Here is a 19193-nt window from a genome sequence, read left to right as displayed (position 1 = left end):
TGGAAGAGCCTTCTTTTTCAGACCCGAGGACATGCTCTCAACGAAAGTCCTCCCCCGTTGCGCCTCTGAGGAGGGCGCCGCGGGGGAGGAACGGATCAGTTCAGTGGAATCTCAACCTTTTGCCCGGTGTCCGAACTCTCCATCCGGAAGGTGTAGCTGCTGTTCTCAGGAACATCGAAGAGCAGCTGGCCGGTGACTGACTTCCCCGGCTTCAAGGAGGTGTCGAAACTCGCGAAAAGGTCATCCGGGGCAACGCCATCAGCATCAGCCCATGAGTACTTCTTTCCGCTCTCATCAACGAGGTAGAAGTCGAGCTCGAAAAGGAAATCCTCACCTTCCTGATTGCTTCCCGTGTAGGTGAGCGTCAAGTCGATGAGCGTGTGGTCCATGCCCGCAGGAGCAGGGTCGTTGAAGGAGTTGTCCTTCATCATCGCCGCACTCGCCTCCCGGGTATAGGTGGCGACATTGACCTTCCAGTCCGTGATCTCGCCTTCCTTGCCGATGGAGACAGGGGGCGTATCCTCCGAGGCCGAGGTGTCTCGGTTCGTATCCGTCGTATTGGGCCTCTCTTGCGAATGTGAGCCCTGATTCGTTGAAGGAGACGTCGGGGAGGAAGCTGACAGGGCCTTGATGCTCATCGTTGCGATGACGCCGATGAGTACGAGTCCGACCAGGATCGCAACGAGAACAATGATGAGAGTCTTGCCGCCAGAGCTCTTCTTAGGTGTCGGAGGCGTCATGTAGGACATCGCACCATTGGTGGGAGCGGCACCCGGCATTTGCGCTCCAGGCCCGACGGGGGCTCCAGCCTGCGGACCACCGGGAGCACCCTGCTGGGGGTACGCCGTTGACTGCTGAGGGTAGGGAGCGCCCTGCTGAGGGTATGGCGTTCCTTGCTGCTGATACGGGTTTGCCTGCTGGGGGTACGGGGTTCCCTGCTGGGGGTAAGGCGCACCTGGCTGAGTGGCTCCGCCCTGTGGGCCGCCTGCTGGTGCCTGCTGCGGAAATGCATAGGTCTGCTCAGCAGTTGGCTGTTGAGAATAAGGGGAGGGTGTCGGCTGGCCCCAAGGATTCGGCGTTTGAGGAGCGCTGGGAGTCTGGGAATTCTGAGGGGACGAATAGCCGCCTTCAATCGGCTGTTGAGCCGGGTCAGCTCCAAGGGCCGGGGAAAACGAGGGCATGCCCTCCTCCCCCTTCGATTCTCCTGAGAGGGGGTCGTTGGTCGTCATTGAGTCCTTCTCCATCTTCCAGGCTTCCTATGATCTTGAGGATCGTGCCGGGCCCGCCTCACAAGAGAGACGCGTCCGTCGAGGTCATCCCCGAAAAACTCGATCCCATGAATAGATTACCGGGATTATATCTTCCTGATCACACAATGGAGAAAGCCCGACATATTACAACTTGAACTCATCGCAGAAAACTCGCGCCAAGGATTTTCTTTTCTCCCTCCTCTCCTCATACACCCTATACACCCTCGTAGCTCAGGCGCACAACTTTGTAGCTCAGCTTCAAAAACGTGACTCATTGCTCCACACATTCACCCGCCCAGCTCGGGAGACGACATGGTGTCTGATCCCCAAGCCGCCTAAAGTAAGTATGGCCTTAGTTGAGCGCTGCCGAGCAGGATTGCGCTTCGAGGCTGGAAACGTCGAATAGGAGTCTCATGAGCCCCGCTTCATCCGGCAGGACGACACCGCGTCCCCCTTCCCTGGTCACCTCCTCGGGACGTCGTTCGAACATCGTCTCCTTCACCCTTACTGCTTTAGCGGGTGTGGCGCAGGCTTGGGCTTTGATCTGTGCGGCGCGCTCCCTCGGCTCGATTCTGCCCACAGGCCCAGCCGGTTCAGATCCTCTCCTTCACGGGAACGCGGGCTCTTTACTCATCACCGCAGCCATCAGTGCCGCCTTGTGTGCGCTCTTCCTCGGCGTGGCCGACCTCGTCGCCCGAAAAGGGGCATGCCGAGAAGAACCTCTCCTGCGCGCCAGGGCCCTCTCCCACCTTTTCGCTCTCGGGCCCGGGCGAGCCGCACGCCAGCGCACCGGCTCAACAGTCTCCCTCCTCACGGACGGGGCTGAACGAGTCGCCGTGTACCGCCAGACCTTCCTCGCCCCCACGCTCGCAGCGGGCCTCTCGCCGGCTCTGGCCCTCGCAGTACTCGCACTCTCAGTCGATCCTCTTTCTGCCGTGGTCCTCCTCCTCGCGGTCATCGCGATCCCCATGATGATCGGCCTGGCACACAAGAACCTGCGCGCCCCTTCCTCGGATTCTCGGCGCGCTCGAATGCGCTTGGCCGCCGAGTACCTCGACGCGATCCAGGGCCTTCCGACCCTCACCTTGGCGAGGGCGGCGAGGAGAACCCACGCCAGTTTGCGTCGACGAGGCGAAGAGAACCGGAAGGCCGTCATGGGTCTTCTCGCCGGGAATCAGCTCGTCATCCTCATCACGGACGTGCTCTTCTCACTGTTCTTCATCACAGTCGCCTTCGCTCTGGCAGCATGGCGCCTCAAGGGCGGACAGATCACGAGCGGTGACGCCCTGGCGATCGTCCTTGTGTCCTATGTTCTGCTCGAACCTCTCGACCATGTGGGTGCCTTTTTCTACGTCGGCATGGGCGGACTTGCCAACCAGCGTGCATTCCGCGAGTTGCTGTCGGTGAAGACCCCGAAAGAGGCTGTCCCCGCCCTTTCCTCTTCCACCGAGCCCAAGGAGGCTCCGAGCGCCGGAATCGCTGTGAGGAAAGTGAGCGCCACCTGGGATGAGGAGCGCGGAACAGTGCTAAGCGGGGTTGACTTCTCAGTCGCCCCGGGCGAGCACCTCGCGGTCGTCGGGCCTTCGGGGTCCGGAAAATCCACTCTCATGTCCCTCCTGTCCGGTGATCTCTTCCCCTCTGTGGGAACACTCAGCATCGCAGGGACTCCTCTTGACGGCGAACACCAAGAGCAGTTCCGCTCCCACAGCGCCCTCGTCGCCCAATCCACGTGGCTATTCACCGGCTCGATCGCAGACAACCTGCGTCTGGGCGCGCCCGAGGCGAGTGAGGCTGAGATGTGGAAGGCCCTCGAAGCTGTTTCCCTGGCCGATGAGGTCCGCAACATGCCCCAGGGCCTCGACACTCAGCTCGGCGAACAGGGGCTCGGTCTTTCCGGTGGTCAGGCCCAGCGCCTTTCCCTGGCCCGAGCGATCCTCGCCGATAGGCCCGTACTTTTGCTCGATGAACCGACCAGCCAGGTCGATCTCGCCAGTGAGGCGCAGATCCTCTCCGCGATTCCTGCGGCAGCTGCGGGCCGCGCCGTCGTGACGGTCTCACACCGCGCGGGCGCCCTCGTCGCCGCCGACCGTGTCGTCGAGGTCCGCGATGGACTCCTCACCGAACAAGCCCAGGAGGTCCGAGCCTGATGCCTTCTTCTGATTCCACGCTGTCTTCGACGCATGTGCCCCGCAGGATCCTCCTTTCTTGGATTTTCCGCGTCACCCGCCCCGTCCTCTCCCCGCTTCTCGCATCCTCACTCTGCCGGATTGCGGATCTCCTCGCCGGGGTGGCTCTCTTCGCCCTAGGTGCTTTCACAGTCGTCGCTCTTGGGATCGATCTTGCCGCGGGCACAGCTCCGGCGATGCCCTGGAAGACCCTCGCCTTCATGGCAGGACTCGCCGCACTCAAAGCCTTGCTGCGCTACGGCGAACAGTTCCTCGGCCACCTCGTCGCCTTCAAATCCTTGGAGCTATTGCGCGCCGAAATCTACGAGGCCCTCATTCCCCGCTCCCCACGCGTGATGGCGGTTTCACGTTCGGGTGATCTTTTGTCGAGGGCGACCAAGGACGTGGACCGGATCGAGGTTTTCTTCGCCCACACTTTCGCTCCCCTCGTCTCAGCTGTCGTTGTTCCAGTGACGGTTGTCGCCCTGATCGGTGTGAAGGGCTCGTGGCTGCTCGCATTCGTCGCTTTCTGTTTCCTTTTCGCTTCCATCGCCATTGCCCCCGCGCTCGGGTGGAAGGCGTCTTTGCGTTCTTCGCGGGCCGTCGCCTCCGAGCGCGCCCGCCTCGTTCAGCACGTCACCGATTCGATCCAGGGGATGTCCGAGGTCGTCGGTTATGGGCGGATGGCGAGCAGACTCGAAGAAATGGCCTCAATCGACCGTTCCATCGGCGAAACCTCTCAACCTGCGATCATGGGTTCGGTGCTCAGACGCACTTTCATCCAGGCCCTCACTCTTGGCGCACCCATTGCTCTTCTCGCTCTCGGCTTGCCTTCCGTGCAAGCGGGCTCACTGTCGGCGCCCATGCTCGCTGCAATCGCAGCTGCTGTCCTGCGTTTGACTGAAACCGCGAGAGGGGTCGAAGAACTCGCGGCAGCTCTGGGTAATTCCTTCGCTGCCGCCGAGCGGGTCTACCGGACGGTTCATTCCCCGGTCGAGGTGCCAGATGGGGCACTTGAACTCCCTGCCGCACCCTCGCATGAGATCCGTTGGGAGAACGTCGCCTACTCCTATCCGAAGGCCGCTCAAGCGGCGGTGCGTGACATCAACATTTGCGCCCGCGCGGGCGAATGGACGTGTCTGGTGGGGGCTTCTGGCTCTGGTAAGTCGACGCTCGCGCAGTTGCTTTTGCGTTTCGATGATCCCCAGTCGGGTCGGATCACGATTGACGGATTCGATGTTTCAACGCTCACACGCGATTCGCTGAGTCGGGAGCTTGCGCTCGTCACTCAAAAGGCTCATCTGTTCCGTGCGAGCGTCTTGGACAATGTTCGTCTCGCTGCGCCCTGCGCCTCCGAGGAGGAGGTCCGTGAAGCGTGCCGTATCGCCGGTATTGACACGGATATCAAGCTCATGCCGCAGGGGTATCAGACGATGCTCGGGGAACGGGGTTCAGCGGTTTCGGGTGGTCAGCGCCAGCGTCTGGCCTTGGCTCGAGCGATCCTTGCCCGTCCCTCTACACTGGTGCTCGACGAGTTCACTTCCCATTTGGATGCCGAGCTTGCGGCGAGTGTGCGTGGCGCGGTTCGTGAGTGCTTCGCGGACGCAACGGTCATTGAGATTACGCACCGTCTTGATGTCATGGACGAGGTCGACCGGGTTGTCGTTATTGATGGTGGCCGTGTTGTCCAGGATGGGACTCCGGGTGAATTGTGGGCTGTGGAAGGACCGTTGCGCACCCTGGCGGCCCGCGGGCTCTGAACTGCTGTGGGAGTGAGCCTCGCTGAGTACCTCCTACCTCCGGCTCCTCAGCGGGCTTTTCTGCTCCCTCACCTCTAGGTGTCCCCGCGACCGAATCGGTCGCGGGGACACCTAATTCACAGCTTCGGTTCGCGAGGTGCTCCTCCGGCTTGGACGAAGGAGCACCTCCACGAAGATTGGCTCAGAAGACTCGCTCACATGAGAAAGCCTTGAAAAAACTCAGTTCGACACGGCGTTCTCACCGGCCTGGGCGGCGGAGGCTTTGAGTTCTTCAGCGGAGACAAGCCCCTCGACGGACACCTTGTCGAGGTACTTCATGCCATCGAAAGAAAGCTCACGCGCGTTCTCCGGGTCGCCCTCGGCACCAATCCTGCCGTCGGCGAAACGATCGACAACGATCGCGATCGCACCGTCGCCGGTGACATTCGTGGCGGTGCCGAAAGAGTCAAGGGCAATGTAGGTGGCGATCATGAGGGCGACCTGCGCGTCATTGAAGCCGAGCATCGAGGACAGCAGGCCCGTCGCCGCCATGATCGCGCCACCGGGAACGCCGGGGGCGGCGACCATTGTGATGCCGAGCATGAACACGAAGCCGACCCACTGGACGGGGGTCACGTCGATCCCCTGGGTGAAAGCGATCGCGAAAGCGAAGGCGAAGATCTTCGAGGTCGAACCCGCCAGGTGAATGGTGGCGCACAGCGGGACGGTGAAGGAGGCGACGGGGTTGGAGACGCCGTTCTTCTTCGTCTGACGCAGGGTCACGGGAATCGTCGCCGCCGAAGAGGAGGTGCCGAGCGCCGTCAGGTAGGCGGGCATCATCGTTAGGAGTGACTTGATGGGGTTCTTCTTACCGATCGCACCTGCGATGAGGTACTGGGTGAGGAGGATGACGACTTCGAGGATCAGGACGACGATGACCACTCGAACGAGGGTGCGCATAACAGTCCAGGCCTCACCGGTGTAGGTGAGGTTGAGGAAGATACCGAAAATATGCAGCGGCAGCAGGGGGATGATGATGTGTTCAATAAGCTTCGTGATGATCGCGCGGAACTCGATGAATCCCTTGCGCAGAACGCCTCTGGGCACCATCGCCAGGCCGATGCCGACAACGAAGGAGAGGAGCAGGGCGGTCATGACCGGCACTGCGGCGGGCATTTCCACGGTGAAGTAGGTTTCGAGAGCAGATCCGGGCTCGGCGACATCGGCCAAGCCACCCTGCAGGATCTTCGGGAAGGTCACGGCGCAGGCGAGATAGGTGAGGAAGCCGGAGAACAGTGTCGAGCCGTAAGCGATCGCTGCGGTCACGCCGAGCCACTTGCCTGCGCCGCGACCGAGGTCGGCGATCGCCGGGGTGACGAGGCCAATGATGATGAGCGGGATCGCGAATGACAAGAACTGGCTGAATAACGTCGAGAAGGTCGCGAAGATCCGCCCGACACCCTGGGGTACGAGGTGGGCGTCACCGATCTTGATTGAACCGAGGACAAGGGCGAGGATGATCGCCGTGAGCACCCATACGAGGATGCCGCTCTTCTCCATGAACTTCCGCATGGTCTCTCCTTGAAATTGAGGGGATACCTACAGAATGCCCGTTCTTTACCTGTGACCTGAAATCCGTCTAAGCAGGTCCCAGAATGCGAGAAGCGTGACCGACTCGTGTCAACGCAGATTCAGCGAATCCTCCTTCACCTGGAGAGACGAGCTGTGAGATTCGCGTCGAGAGCGTTGAGGAACTCTTCTGTTGTCAGCCACGGAGTCTGATCCGAAATGAGCAGCGCAAGGTCCTTCGTCATGCGCCCGCCCTCGACCGTGGAGATGACGACCTCTTCGAGAGTCTTCGCGAAGTCGATGAGCTCGGGTGTCGAATCGAGCATGCCCCGGTGAGCAAGGCCTCTCGTCCAGGCGAAGATCGAGGCGATCGGGTTCGTCGAGGTCTTCTCGCCCTTTTGATGCTGACGGTAGTGGCGGGTGACGGTGCCGTGCGCGGCCTCAGCCTCCATCGTGCGTCCATCGGGGGTCACGAGGACGGAAGTCATGAGTCCGAGCGAGCCAAAGCCTTGAGCGACAGTGTCGGATTGAACGTCCCCATCGTAGTTCTTGCAGGCCCACACATAGCCGCCGGACCATTTAAGGGAGGAAGCGACCATATCGTCGATGAGGCGGTGTTCGTAGCTCAGCCCCGCAGCGTCGAAACGCTCCTTGTATTCACGTTCGAAGACCTCGGCGAAAATGTCCTTGAATGCGCCGTCGTAGGCTTTGAGGATCGTGTTCTTCGTCGAGAGGTAGACCGGGTAGTTCCTCTTCAGACCGTATTCGAAGGATGCCCTGGCGAAGTCGGCGATGGACTCGTTGAAGTTGTACATGCCCATGGTGACACCCCCGCCCTCGGGCATGCGGATGACCTCATGCTCGATGGGCTGCGAACCGTCATCGGGAGTGAAGGTGAGGGTGATGGTGCCCGCGCCGGGCACTTTGAAGTCAGTGGCGCGGTACTGGTCGCCGAAGGCGTGGCGGCCTACGATGATCGGCTTAGTCCATCCGGGGACGAGGCGCGGGACGTTGTCGATGATGATCGGCTCGCGGAAGACGACACCGCCGAGGATGTTGCGGATCGTGCCATTGGGGGACTTCCACATTTTCTTGAGACCGAATTCTTCGACTCTCGCCTCATCGGGGGTGATGGTCGCGCATTTGATGCCGACGCCGTGCTCTTTGATGGCGTTGGCAGCGTCGATGGTTACCTGGTCGTCGGTGGCGTCGCGGTTCTGGATCGACAGGTCGTAGTACCTCAGGTCGAGGTCGAGGTAGGGGAAGATCAGTCGGTCCTTGATGAACTGCCAGATGATTCGGGTCATCTCATCGCCGTCGAGGTCGACGACGGGGCCTTGGACTTTGATTTTCGACATGGATCCTCCGCTGTTCGGGAGACGTCTCCCGGATCAAAATATCTCGACATCGAGATTAACTGATCGGTGTGCTCGTCGCGAGCCCTTTCCACAGCAAAGCGCTTCTTCGACAATCAGGCTGCAGCCTCCAAGAAGAGGACTGCGATTACAAGGGACGAGGTCAAGAACGGCCTGTCAGCGCTGCACTCCTGCTTCGAGTTTCCCCTTCAATTCCAGGGTGAGCGTTCAATTCCAGAGTTGCCGCCCGCTTCCTGTTGCATGACGCCAGTTTGTGCAGGGAAACCTGGAATAGGCGGGGGCGGATGGCGGGCTCTTGAGCGAGGGACGGCGTGTCGTGCAGGACGTGTGGTGAGCTCACTTCGCACGCGCCACCATGTGCGGGGAAACGGTTCGTCTCGCCGATAGTTTTTACAAGGCGTCGCCCCCTTCACTTCTACGCACAGGAAAGACGGGCGTGTTCGGTGACGATTTCGAGCCGAGTGAGCATTCACCTCTTAGCACAAGGAAAGGTGGCAGCGCCGAAGCGGTGGACCTCGCGATTGAGGCATTCACCTTTACGCGCGAGGAAAGGTACTCACAGCGGCAGAGCCGTTGAGGAAACAATGCCCACAGTCGCGGTATAGGGCGCGAAATACCAGATCAGCAGACCGACTCCGCCAAAAAACGTGACATCCATCCACTTCGAACGCGAAGAGAACCACGGGCGCCCCGGAATCACCAGGCGCGCCACTGCCAAGCCTTCAAGAGTGGCCACGAGGAGGAGGACCGCCCGATGCGGATGATTGAGCGCCGCAAAGAGCACAGCCCCACAGACCCCAACAATGACCATCGCAAGAGTCGCCCAGCTCCACCAAGAGCCTCCGGTCGAAGATGCAGGGGTCTCGCTCATAGGTCCAAGGGTAACCGGAGCTTCGAAGATTCCAAGACCGAGGCCCTCCTCGACGCTCAGGCGGCGCTACCATATTCACACGACGCATACTGTCGTGCACATTTTCACGTGAAGAAGGAGCATCAGTGACTTCCCGCTACATCGTTGTAGGCCCAGAATCGGCGAACGTCGCACACGACGCGGCAAACGAGCTCGCCGCTCTCCTCGAAGAACGCGGCTCTTTCGAGCGCACGAACGCCCTCGTCGGTGTCGATGCTTCTTCCGCCGCGACCTCCCCCCAGGCCGCCCTACCGAACGTCCTCGAAGCCCTGCGTGCCCTGAAGGCCGACTTCGTCCTCGTTGACGGCATCGACGCTCTCGACGCGAGGACCTTCGATGCGGTGTCGTGGAATCTTGAACTCGCCGCCTCAGCCCGGGCGGGCGTCGTCCTCGTCCTCGATGCTGAGGGCGTGGGCGCAGAATTGCTCGCAGAGGAAATCCGCGTGTTCGCCCAACGGGCCGAGGCTGCCCAAGCGAAGCTCGTTGCCGTGGCCCTGCCCGCTGGCGTCGTCCCCACCGTTGAGGCCGAAGTGCCGATCCTGCCCCTCCCATTGGATGCCCAGGCGCTTGACGCTCTGCTCGCCACCCCGGCCCCGAGCGCCCTCACCCCCCTCGCTTTCCAGGCGGACCTCATCGACCGTGCTCGCGCCCAGCGCAAGCGCATCGTCATGCCCGAACCCGAAGACGACCGGGTCCTGCTCGCCGCCGCTGAAGTGCTCGCCCGCGGGATCGCGGATATCACCCTTGTCGGCGAAGCCGACGCCGTGTCCGCAAGGGCTGCAGAACTCGGCATCGACCTCTCAGCGGCCTTAGTCGTCTCCGTTGACGACCCGGCATACGCTGAGAAGTACGCGGCCGAATTCGCGCGCCTTCGAGCGAAGAAGGGCGTCACCATTGAGCAGGCACGAGAGAAGATCAAGGACGTCTCCTACTTCGCCACCCTCATGGTCCATATGGGCGACGCTGATGGCATGGTCTCCGGTGCGGCGCACACGACCGCCCACACGATCGTCCCCTCCTTCCAGATCATCAAGACCGCTCCCGGTGTCTCGATCGTCTCCTCGATCTTCCTCATGCTCATGAAGGACCAGGTCTGGGCCTTCGGCGATTGCGCCGTCAACCCGAACCCGCCCCCCGAACAGCTCGCCGATATCGCGGTCACCTCCGCGCGCACCGCAGCCCAGTTCGGCATCGAACCGCGAGTCGCAATGCTCTCCTACTCGACGGGCAGCTCGGGTTCTGGCCCCGCCGTTGACGCCGTCGTCGAAGCGACCCGCGTCGCCCGCGAGAAAGCCCCCGAGCTCGCCCTCGAAGGGCCGATCCAGTTCGATGCGGCCGTCGATATGGCGGTCGCCGCGAAGAAACTCCCCGGCTCACCCGTCGCCGGTCGCGCGAATGTTTTCATCTTCCCCTCCCTCGAAGCCGGCAATATCGGATACAAGGCCGTGCAGCGTTCCTCGGGAGCGGTCGCGGTCGGACCGGTCCTCCAGGGCCTCAACAAGCCGGTGAACGACCTGTCGCGCGGAGCCCTCGTCGAGGACATCGTCAACACGGTCGCTCTGACCGCAGTTCAAGCCCAGGGCTGAGTGTGTGAGGCTCGAGTGCGGGGTGTCCTGCCCTCGCAGGATCGCCCCACACCTGGGCCTGCGACCTGAATCCCGGCCCGCGACTCAAGCTTGGACCTGGGTCCCAAGCTCTCATCTCATCCCTGCACTTCATCCCTGATCTCCTCGAAACGCAGATTCACGCCCGAAAGGCAAACCCGTGACACAGACAGTCCTCGTCATCAACTCCGGTTCCTCTTCCATCAAATATCAGCTCGTCGACCCCGAAACCGGAGAGGCCATCGCCAAGGGCCTCGTCGAACGCATCGGCGACCCCCTCGGCAACATCAAGCACGCCCACGGCGACGAGGTCGCCACCGAAGAACTGCCCATCCCCGACCACGAGATCGGCATGCGTGAAGTCCTCCGCCTCTTCGACACGAAGGGCCCCGCCCTCGACGAAGCGGGCATCGTCGCCGTCGGCCACCGCATCGTTCAGGGCGGCAAGTACTTCGACGGCCCCGCCCTCGTGACCGACGAAGTCCGCGACCTCATCGAACAGCTCTGCCCGATGGCTCCCCTGCACAACCCCGCTCACCTCAAGGGCATCGACGTTGCGCGCGAACTCATGCCTGATGTCCCCCATGTCGCTGTCTTCGACACCGCCTTCTTCCAGCAGCTTCCCGACAAGACCGCCACCTACGCGCTCAACGCCGAGGTCGCTGAAAAGTATTCGGTCCGCCGCTACGGCGCCCACGGAACCTCGCACCAGTTCGTCTCTCAGGAGGTCGCGAAGCGCCTTGGCCGCGACGACCTCAAGCAGATCGTCATGCACCTGGGTAATGGCGCCTCCGTGTCTGCAGTCCTCAATGGCAAGCCGATCGATACCTCGATGGGCCTCACTCCGCTTGAAGGCCTGATGATGGGCACCCGCACTGGCGACATCGACCCGGCCGTTGTTTTCCACCTGGCACGCCAGGGTAATTTGAGCATCGACGAGATCGATCACATCTTCAACAAGGAATCCGGCATGAAGGGCCTGACCGGCGAGTCCGACATGCGTTCTGTGTGGGCATTCATCCGCGACGACTCCGAGCCTGAGCTCCAGCACAAGGCCCGCGTCGCTATGGATATCTACGTCAATCGGCTCCTGAAGTATGTCGGCTCCTACACTGCTGAACTCGGTGGCCTTGATGTCATGAGCTTCACCGCGGGAATCGGTGAGAATGATTCCGGTGTGCGTCGTGAGCTCGCCGAAGCTCTCGCTCCTTTCGGGGTGAAGATCGATGTGGAGAAGAACGAGATTCGCAGCAGCGAACCCCTCGTGATTTCGGCCCCCGACTCGAAGGTCCTCCTCCTTGTCTTCCCGACGAATGAGGAACTTGCGATCGCGCGCCAAGCTCTTTCGATCATCTGAGACCACCGGGCTTCCTTCTGGGAAGACGTGGGCGTGTCTGGGAGTTCCCGGCTTAGCCTGGGAATACCTGACCAGAGCTGGGGCCCGGCACCGGCACCCTTGGGGGAACACCTGGCCGAGGCTGGGATCACCTGGGACTGTCCGGGGACACACAGCACCAGCATCCCCGGGGAACATCCAGCCGTATCGGGGACATCTCGCACCGACTTCTTGAGGGAACTCCCGGCCTCATCTCGGAGCATCTCACCAGGGCCGAGGCCCGGCCTCATCTCGGAGCATCCGGCCTCGTCTCAGAGCATCTGGCCGGTCATTGATCGGATATGGGGCGGTTCGGCTTCGGCTGGGCCGCCCCGTTTCTGTGCGCGTCGATAAGGACGTTCTGTTTACTTTGGTAATGACGTTTTTCCACGCTTCGATAGAGATGGGGCGACCTCCGCCTCTTTCGGAGTGTTTGCCCTGGGTTTTCCCTGGACGTTCACGGCGTGGGTTTCCCCAGGATCTCCTCGTCATGGGTTTCCCCAGGATCTTCACGGCGTGTGGGCGCAGCGCTCCTCTTCCCTTTCCCTCCCAGCCGCCATGGCATGGCCTGCTCCTCCTTAGGGCTTCGGTCGTCAGCTCCCCTGTCGAGGGCGCGAGTGCGGGGCTCAGGTTCACGTGGAAACGCACTCGTATGAGATCGACTTCTGGAACGTGGAACTCAATTCGTACGACCACCTATTCCAGCTTTCCCGACCAAGGCAAGCGCCTATTCCAGGTTTGCCTGCATAAACGGGCGTCATACGACAGGAATCGGACGGAAACCCTGGAATAGGGGATATACCGGGAATTAGATGCCAGCCCGGAAACCTCATATGACAGGATTCAGACCGCAAACCCGGAATCGGAGGGAGGAAACGCTCAATCCTCCCCGCCGCACAAGAAATGAACACCGCCGACCGCTGGAATCCGAAAGGGCTACACGAAAGCCCGAGCATTGCACGCTGCTGAGTAATGGCGCTCTCTGTCGGCGCATGCACGGGGAGCCTTCCCAGATCCGCGCATACTCGCGAGATGGCGCTCCCCTGTCGGCGCATGCACAGCCCCCTCCTTTGCAGCGAACCCCGCTCATGCAGAGCATGACAGGACTGGGTCGTGAGCTCGTTCGCTAGCGACGGACTCCTCAGGCGATCGACGCTCACGCGAGGGCGGCTGGCATCACAGCACCTTCGCGCGTCAAGAGAGACGATTTGAGCTCCCGCGGAGGTGGACGTTTTCACGGGATTACCAGTGCAAGAGTCTGCTCGGCGATTCCAACCCGGATCTGCTGTCCCCATGACACTTCGCAGCGGTCCGATTCGATGCCGTCGCCGAAGACGACGAGCCGATCCGAGGCGACGGTGATCTCGAGGGCTCGTCCAGCCTTGAGGATTCCCTCGGTCATGGTGACGCCGGTCGTGGGTGAGGGCCAGGCTTCGCGGACGAACCATGCGAGACTGCGCTCCACAGGAGTGGGCAGCGGCCCCATAGAACGTCCCCTGACGAGGGAGGCTCCCCATCCTGTTGCACCCGTACCCGTCGACACCACGATCCCGGACGATGATTGATCTTCAAAGGAGCTTCCCCCGCTGATCCGGTAACGGGCGCTTTGATGCGAGGCATGCCCGATGAAAATTTCGTTCAGCGCGGTGAGCGAACGGGTGTCATCGACCTCGGCGCGCACCATCGTCAGCTGTTCGAGCGCCACGTGGCGTTCTTCGTCGAAGGCCCGCAATGCCGCCACACCCTGCTCGGCGGCGCATCGCACCAGTACTCCCGGGTTACGTCCAGGTGCCGCGTTGACCCCGATGACGGGCTGAGCGTCAATGTACTTTGCAACATTGGCGACCAATCCGTCCTGTCCGACCACGACGATCACATCCTCGGGGGCAAAGAGGAAGCGTGACAACGAATCACGGTCAACCTCGGTCCTCGCCCATGTTGAAGGAATCGCCAAGCGCATCACCCTCAGCGTCTCCTGGTGGCGGTCGTGAACCTCCTGGACCTCGGCGAGGCTCCGGTTCCTCGATTTGAGGAAGAACTCGACCTGTCCCCTGGTGGAGTGTCGATCGAGCAGCTCCTCGAGTTCTGTGCGCCGATGGACGATCACAGCCCTTTTTCGCATGTCACTTTCCACCTTTGACCAGGTCGGCGAGTACTCCCTGGAGCATGTCAGGGGTGATATTGATCTGACCGACGTCGGGCAGATTCCCAGCAAGGTCGCGCAGGGCGAGCGCTTTGAGGACATCTGCGCCAAGTGACGCGAGCGCGTCGAGACGCGCCTTTTCGACCTCATTCTTTGCGGCGCCGACTTGTGCGATTTCCTCTGCCTGAGCGGTGGAGAGGATGTTCCTGCGTTCGGCGCTGGCGTTGGCTTCGACGAGGTCGGCAGCGGCTTTCTCCTCGGCCTGGCGGCGGGCGTTCTGGCCTTCCTGCGCAACCAGGTCGGCGCGGCGTCGTTCGAGTTCAAGCTTGGATGCAAGCTCGGTCTTGGAGATCTGTTGTTCTTGTTCGACGGCGAGGGTGCGACGCTCATACAGTGCCCGGTCCGCCTCGGATTGGAGTTGTTCGAGCAAAGGGGTGCGCAGTGCCGATTCGACAGCTTCGTCGGGGCGCACGGACAAAACACAGACATCGCAGATCTCCACACCGGTGGAGGCCAGACGCTCCTCCCCCGTCGTTGCTGCGTTGAGTGCCTCGGCGACGGCGTTCATCCCGGAGTCGAGGGCTTCTGCAAGGGTCATTGTCGCGATCCGGGCAATGGTAACGGAGTGGGCGATTCTGGCGACGAGTTCGCCGATCTGCCAGGCGCCGAGTGCTTCAGTCGAGCTGGAGCGCGGGAAGAGGTCGAAGTCGAAGCGCTGTGCCGCCGCCAGAGGATCGGCGATCCTGTGTGTGAGGCTCACCTGGACGTTGACGTCCTGCTGGTCGGAGGAGACGGCTTTGACGAGGACGGTCTGCTCCCTTTCGATGAGGGGCACTTGGGCGAGGGCCGTCCCTGCAGAGCGGAACCAGAAGGCTTGGCCTGTGCCCGAACGAGTGAGGGTGCCTGCGCGCATGCAGATGATGAAGTCACTTGCTGCGCCCTGGTAGCGCGAGAAGAGGGGGTATGTGTTGAGCGTTCCCATGGGAGATTCTCCTTACCATCGATTATTGTCATATTGACTATAACTCCTCTCCCGCTTTCGCGTCAAGATGACGAGATATAGGATCGGCGTATGAGACCGCCACACCCTCTGCCCCCCACAGCCGCGACAATGCCGGTCGCCGTCGACCTTGTCGTTCTCACCGTCACCGAAGGCTCACTGCACGTCCTCCTCGTCGAAAGAGCCCTCGCACCCGACAAAGGCCTACTCGCCCTGCCCGGTGGTTTCCTCCTCGCCGACGAAAACCTCGCCGACGCCGCACGCCGAGAACTGTGCGAAGAAACCGGCATCACCCCACCAGGACACCTCGAACAACTGCGAAGCTACGGGCCTTTGAATCGCGACCCGCGCGGACCCGTCCTTTCCGTCGCCTACCTTCTTTTCTCCCCCACATTCGCCACCCCCCAGGCCGGCGGCGACGCAGCAGCCGTTCAGTGGCACAAGGTCGAGGACCTCACAGGCCCGAACGCCACCACACAACTCGCTTTCGACCACGACCAGATCCTCGCCGACGGCATTGAACGCGCGCGCGCAAAGATCGAGTACTCGCCACTCGCAGCCGCCTTCTGCCCACCAGAGTTCACGATCGCCGAACTGCGCTCCGTCTACGAGGCCGTGTGGGGGTGCCGCCTCGACCCGCGCAATTTCCATCGCAAAGCCACCAAGACCGCAGGATTCCTCGAAGCGACAGGGAGAATGTCCGCCGAGGGCGTCGGAAGGCCCGCAGCACTGTATCGACTCGCGGAAGGCATCTCACCCAATGCCGCCATCCTCGACCCTCCACTCTCGCGCCCCAGGAAGTCCCAGTGATTCCCCTGAGCCTGCACTTCAATCGCCCTGAGTCGAGGCGCCTCCGATTGCACCGGACACCGATTCCCACGGCTTTCCAAAGCCGACCCCCTCACCCTCGCCTCGATGACGAAGCTCCCGGTTTTGGGGGACAATGATCCAGATCCCTAGGAGGCCCCGTGAACTTCCATTCCCTTTACGACCAGGGTTTTGCTCGTCTCGCCGTCGCGACCGCCCCGGTCCACCCCGCCCAGCCGCTGCGCAACGCCAAAGAGATCGCGTCAATCGCGAAAGAAGCCTCCGCGCGCGGCGTCGCCCTCCTCCTCTTCCCGGAACTGTCCCTCTCCGGCTATGCGATCGACGACCTGTTCGGCCAAGATGTTCTTCTCGACGAGGTCGAGACCGCCATCCACGAACTCGCCCTCGCCTCCCTCGATCTCCTCCCAATCATCGTTGTCGGAGCGCCAGTGAGGGTGAACGCTGCCCTGTACAACTGCGCGGTCGTCATCCATCGCGGACGCATCCTCGCCCTCATTCCTAAACGTCACCTCCCGAACTATCGGGAGTTCTACGAAAAACGCCACTTCGTCACCCCCGGCGCGCAGACACCTTCCTTCCTCGACGTGTCGAAATGGTCGGCCTCGAAAGAGCCTCGAGAGGATTCCTCCCCCGAATACGCCCCCTTCGCCTCCACCCTCATCGAAGTGGAGGACGTTCCCGGCCTCGTCATTGCCGCGGAAATCTGCGAAGACATGTGGGTTCCGGTCTCCCCCGGCTCCCTTGCGGCCCTCGCCGGGGCGAGCGTCATCTGCAACCCCTCGGCCTCTCCGATCACGGTGGGGCGCGCTGAAGATCGTCGCCTCTTCGTCCGTTCCGCCTCCGCGCGCCTCGACGCCGCCTACCTGTACTGCGCGGCGGGCGAGGGCGAGTCCACCTCCGACCTCGCCTGGGACGGTCAGACAATGATCTACGAGTGCGGGGAGCTCCTCGCCGAAGGCGAGCGCTTCATCCCGGGCGGACGGACCCTCACAATCGCCGACGTCGACCTCGAGCGCATCCTCAACGAGAGGAGGCGTCAAAACTCCTTCACGGACAACGCCCACTACCTCGGCGATCACTCCCCCGCTTGCGAGTTCGCGCGAGTGAGAACGAGCCTCAATCCTGCACGCACAGACCTGGGGCTTGAACGCCCCGTCGACCGTTTCCCCTTCGTTCCCGACGACCCGGCTCGCCTCGCCCAAGACTGCTACGAGGCCTACTCGATCCAAGTCTCGGGACTCGTTCAACGCCTTCGCGCCATCGGCAAGCCGAAGATCATTATCGGAGTATCAGGCGGCCTCGACTCGACGCACGCACTCATCGTCGCGGCCCGCGCCATGGACCTGGTGTCGCGGCCCCGCACAGACATCCTCGCCTACACTCTGCCGGGCTTCGCGACCTCGGAGGGGACGAAGTCGAACGCCCTCGCCCTGTGTGAATCCCTTGGCATCCCCTGTGAGACGATCGACATCACGCCCGCAGCCCGCCAGCTCCTCACAGACATGGGCCACCCCTACGCCGAGGGCGCCAACATCTACGATGTGACCTTCGAGAACGTGCAGGCGGGGCTGCGCACCGACTACCTGTTCCGCATCGCGAACCACAGGGGCGGAATCGTCTTGGGCACCGGCGACCTTTCCGAGCTCGCATTGGGCTGGTGCACCTACGGTGTCGGCGACCAGATGAGCCACTATGCAGTGAACACGGGGGTCCCCAAGACGATGATCCAGCACCTGATCCGCTGGGTCGCCACCTCCGGACAGTTCTCCGATGCGACGGGCGAAGTACTCTTGTCGATCCTCGCGACAGAAATCTCCCCTGAACTCATCCCCACGAAACCCGGTGAGAAGATCCAATCCACACAGGACACGATCGGTCCCTACAATCTGCAAGATTTCACGCTCTTCCACCTGCTGCGCCGGGGTGCTCGCCCCTCGAAGATCGCGTTCCTCGCCGAAAAGGCGTGGGCAGATGCGAGTGTGGGCGAGTGGCCCGCCGGGTTCCCCGAGGCTGAGCGCGTCTCCTACTCTCTTGAGGAAATTGTGAAGTGGGAGCGCCTTTTCCTACGCCGATTCTTCTCTCAGCAGTTCAAGCGCTCTGCTTTGCCGAACGGCCCGAAGGTCATGGCGGGCGGTTCTTTATCGCCGCGAGGCGACTGGCGGATGCCTTCGGACGCGAGTGGCGAAGCGTGGATCAGGGAGTTGGAGAGCGCTGTGAGGGATGTGCCCGGATCGGGCATTGCCTCTGTGGACGAGTCCTGTATTGACTCCGACCCCTCCGGTGCCGACTCCCCTACCTGTTCCAGTGGAGTAGGTGTTGGCCCGGGTGCCGATTCTCCTGCTTGTTCTAGTGGTGCAGTTGTCGGCCCTCGCATCAGCTCCGATGATGTCTTAGGCGCAGGCGCCGCGAAGGAGAATCGATGAGCTTTCCTCTCGTCATTCTCGCGCTCGTCTTCTTCGCCATTGCCTCTGGGATTTTGATGCGCCTCGCTGTGCGGGCGAGGGCGGGAGCGGTCGGTCTGTCCGATCCGCTGCGTTTGCGTTCCTTCGCTCTTGATTCTTCCGAAGCGGCCTGTCAGAAGGGGCACGAGGCCGCCTGGCTCCTCTTGCTCGCGGGCAGTCTGGTGATGGATTTCCATTTCATTGGTCTGCTCCTCGCGGCCTTCTTCATGGGTTCGGAAGGTCCGTCTTTCGCGAGGGTTCTCGCTCTCACGGGGGTCATTATGGCGATCGCTTTGACGCTCGTAGCTCGCGCCGCCGCTGACAGCGCCGCGAAGGATTCCACCCGTTGAGGCTCCCCATGCTCGTCGCTCCGGGCAGCGGGAGCAGACTCCTCTGAGAGGGCGGATACCCCCTGAGGGGCGGACCTTTACATACCCCAGATAGTCTCTCGGGCTATCCCCGGGCAGACTCCCCCTGAGGGGCGGACATCCATTGAAGACGGCTTTCTTCTGCTCACTCCCCGTGTACTCGAAGCAATAGGCCTCGAAATACCCCTGAACGACAGCGCATGATGCGCTTATGCTCGACTATCCGTAGCCCATTCTTTGACCGTGTCGAGCACACTAGTAGCATCTGCCCCGGCAGCGTCTCCCACAGCAGCGTCTTTCCCCTGATTGTCCTTTCGGCAGGGACGCAGCGCAGCGAGTGACGCCGAAACCATAATCAGGGGCGTAGATGAACGCCCGCCAACCCGTTGGAACACCCAAACCATGCTTTCGACAAGAACGACGAC

Annotated in this window: 13 protein-coding genes; 7 read left to right on the top strand and 6 right to left on the bottom strand. The window is 61.9% G+C overall.

What is annotated here, in order from left to right; all coding sequences use genetic code 11:
- Nucleotides 1–95 precede the first annotated feature (95 nt).
- Nucleotides 96–749, bottom strand: a complete 654-nt coding sequence (locus JFX23_RS01645; RefSeq protein WP_005962135.1) for a DUF4352 domain-containing protein — start codon at nucleotides 747–749, stop codon at nucleotides 96–98.
- 914 nt (nucleotides 750–1663) lie between these two features.
- Between JFX23_RS01645 and JFX23_RS01640 the strand changes: the two genes are divergently transcribed.
- Both JFX23_RS01640 and JFX23_RS01635 read left to right on the top strand, forming a co-directional pair.
- The gene (locus JFX23_RS01640; protein ID WP_198775439.1) at nucleotides 1664–3397 is read left to right on the top strand and encodes an ABC transporter ATP-binding protein/permease; all 1734 of its coding nucleotides are present in this window, start codon (nucleotides 1664–1666) and stop codon (nucleotides 3395–3397) included.
- Complete coding sequence (locus JFX23_RS01635; RefSeq protein ID WP_198775438.1) at nucleotides 3397–5175, top strand: amino acid ABC transporter ATP-binding/permease protein; 1779 nt, start codon at nucleotides 3397–3399, stop codon at nucleotides 5173–5175. Before JFX23_RS01640 ends, JFX23_RS01635 begins: the two co-directional genes overlap by 1 nt.
- A gap of 219 nt (nucleotides 5176–5394) precedes the next feature.
- Here the strand turns inward: JFX23_RS01635 and JFX23_RS01630 are convergent, their stop codons facing one another.
- The 3 genes from JFX23_RS01630 to JFX23_RS01620 form a co-directional block, all read right to left on the bottom strand.
- Nucleotides 5395–6726, bottom strand: a complete 1332-nt coding sequence (locus JFX23_RS01630; RefSeq protein WP_198775437.1) for a dicarboxylate/amino acid:cation symporter — start codon at nucleotides 6724–6726, stop codon at nucleotides 5395–5397.
- A gap of 134 nt (nucleotides 6727–6860) precedes the next feature.
- Nucleotides 6861–8081, bottom strand: coding sequence for an NADP-dependent isocitrate dehydrogenase (locus JFX23_RS01625; protein WP_198775436.1), 1221 nt, complete (start codon nucleotides 8079–8081; stop codon nucleotides 6861–6863).
- Between the two features lie 574 nt (nucleotides 8082–8655).
- Nucleotides 8656–8970, bottom strand: a complete 315-nt coding sequence (locus JFX23_RS01620; protein ID WP_198775435.1) for a DUF3017 domain-containing protein — start codon at nucleotides 8968–8970, stop codon at nucleotides 8656–8658.
- A 125-nt stretch (nucleotides 8971–9095) separates the two neighbouring features.
- Between JFX23_RS01620 and pta the strand changes: the two genes are divergently transcribed.
- Together pta and JFX23_RS01610 are read left to right on the top strand one after the other, a co-directional pair.
- Nucleotides 9096–10595, top strand: coding sequence for a phosphate acetyltransferase (pta, locus tag JFX23_RS01615; RefSeq protein ID WP_198775434.1), 1500 nt, complete (start codon nucleotides 9096–9098; stop codon nucleotides 10593–10595).
- Nucleotides 10596–10773: 178 nt separating this feature from the next.
- Complete coding sequence (locus tag JFX23_RS01610; protein WP_198775433.1) at nucleotides 10774–11970, top strand: acetate/propionate family kinase; 1197 nt, start codon at nucleotides 10774–10776, stop codon at nucleotides 11968–11970.
- Nucleotides 11971–13222: 1252 nt separating this feature from the next.
- Here JFX23_RS01610 and JFX23_RS01605 read toward each other — a convergent pair.
- Together JFX23_RS01605 and JFX23_RS01600 are read right to left on the bottom strand one after the other, a co-directional pair.
- Nucleotides 13223–14110: a diacylglycerol kinase catalytic domain-containing protein gene (locus tag JFX23_RS01605; protein WP_198775432.1), complete on the bottom strand. Its 888-nt coding sequence runs from the start codon at nucleotides 14108–14110 to the stop codon at nucleotides 13223–13225.
- Between the two features lies 1 nt (nucleotide 14111).
- Nucleotides 14112–15113 (bottom strand): SPFH domain-containing protein, encoded by a 1002-nt coding sequence (locus JFX23_RS01600; RefSeq protein ID WP_198775427.1) that lies wholly within the window; start codon nucleotides 15111–15113, stop codon nucleotides 14112–14114.
- A gap of 90 nt (nucleotides 15114–15203) precedes the next feature.
- Here JFX23_RS01600 and JFX23_RS01595 point away from each other — a divergent pair, with 90 nt between their 5' ends.
- The 3 genes from JFX23_RS01595 to JFX23_RS01585 all read left to right on the top strand — a co-directional run bounded on the left by JFX23_RS01595 (nucleotide 15204) and on the right by JFX23_RS01585 (nucleotide 18750).
- Nucleotides 15204–15941: an NUDIX hydrolase gene (locus JFX23_RS01595; RefSeq protein WP_233050464.1), complete on the top strand. Its 738-nt coding sequence runs from the start codon at nucleotides 15204–15206 to the stop codon at nucleotides 15939–15941.
- 158 nt (nucleotides 15942–16099) lie between these two features.
- Nucleotides 16100–18382: an NAD(+) synthase gene (locus JFX23_RS01590; protein ID WP_198775425.1), complete on the top strand. Its 2283-nt coding sequence runs from the start codon at nucleotides 16100–16102 to the stop codon at nucleotides 18380–18382.
- Nucleotides 18379–18750: a hypothetical protein gene (locus JFX23_RS01585; protein ID WP_198775423.1), complete on the top strand. Its 372-nt coding sequence runs from the start codon at nucleotides 18379–18381 to the stop codon at nucleotides 18748–18750. The genes JFX23_RS01590 and JFX23_RS01585 overlap by 4 nt, the downstream gene beginning before the upstream one ends.
- Nucleotides 18751–19193: the final 443 nt, after the last annotated feature.

Source organism: Schaalia cardiffensis (genome assembly GCF_016405145.1).
Classification (GTDB): Bacteria; Actinomycetota; Actinomycetes; order Actinomycetales; family Actinomycetaceae; genus Pauljensenia; species Pauljensenia cardiffensis.
The sequence above is the reverse complement of the archived record's forward strand: the minus strand, read 5'-3'. Positions and strand labels throughout refer to the sequence as shown.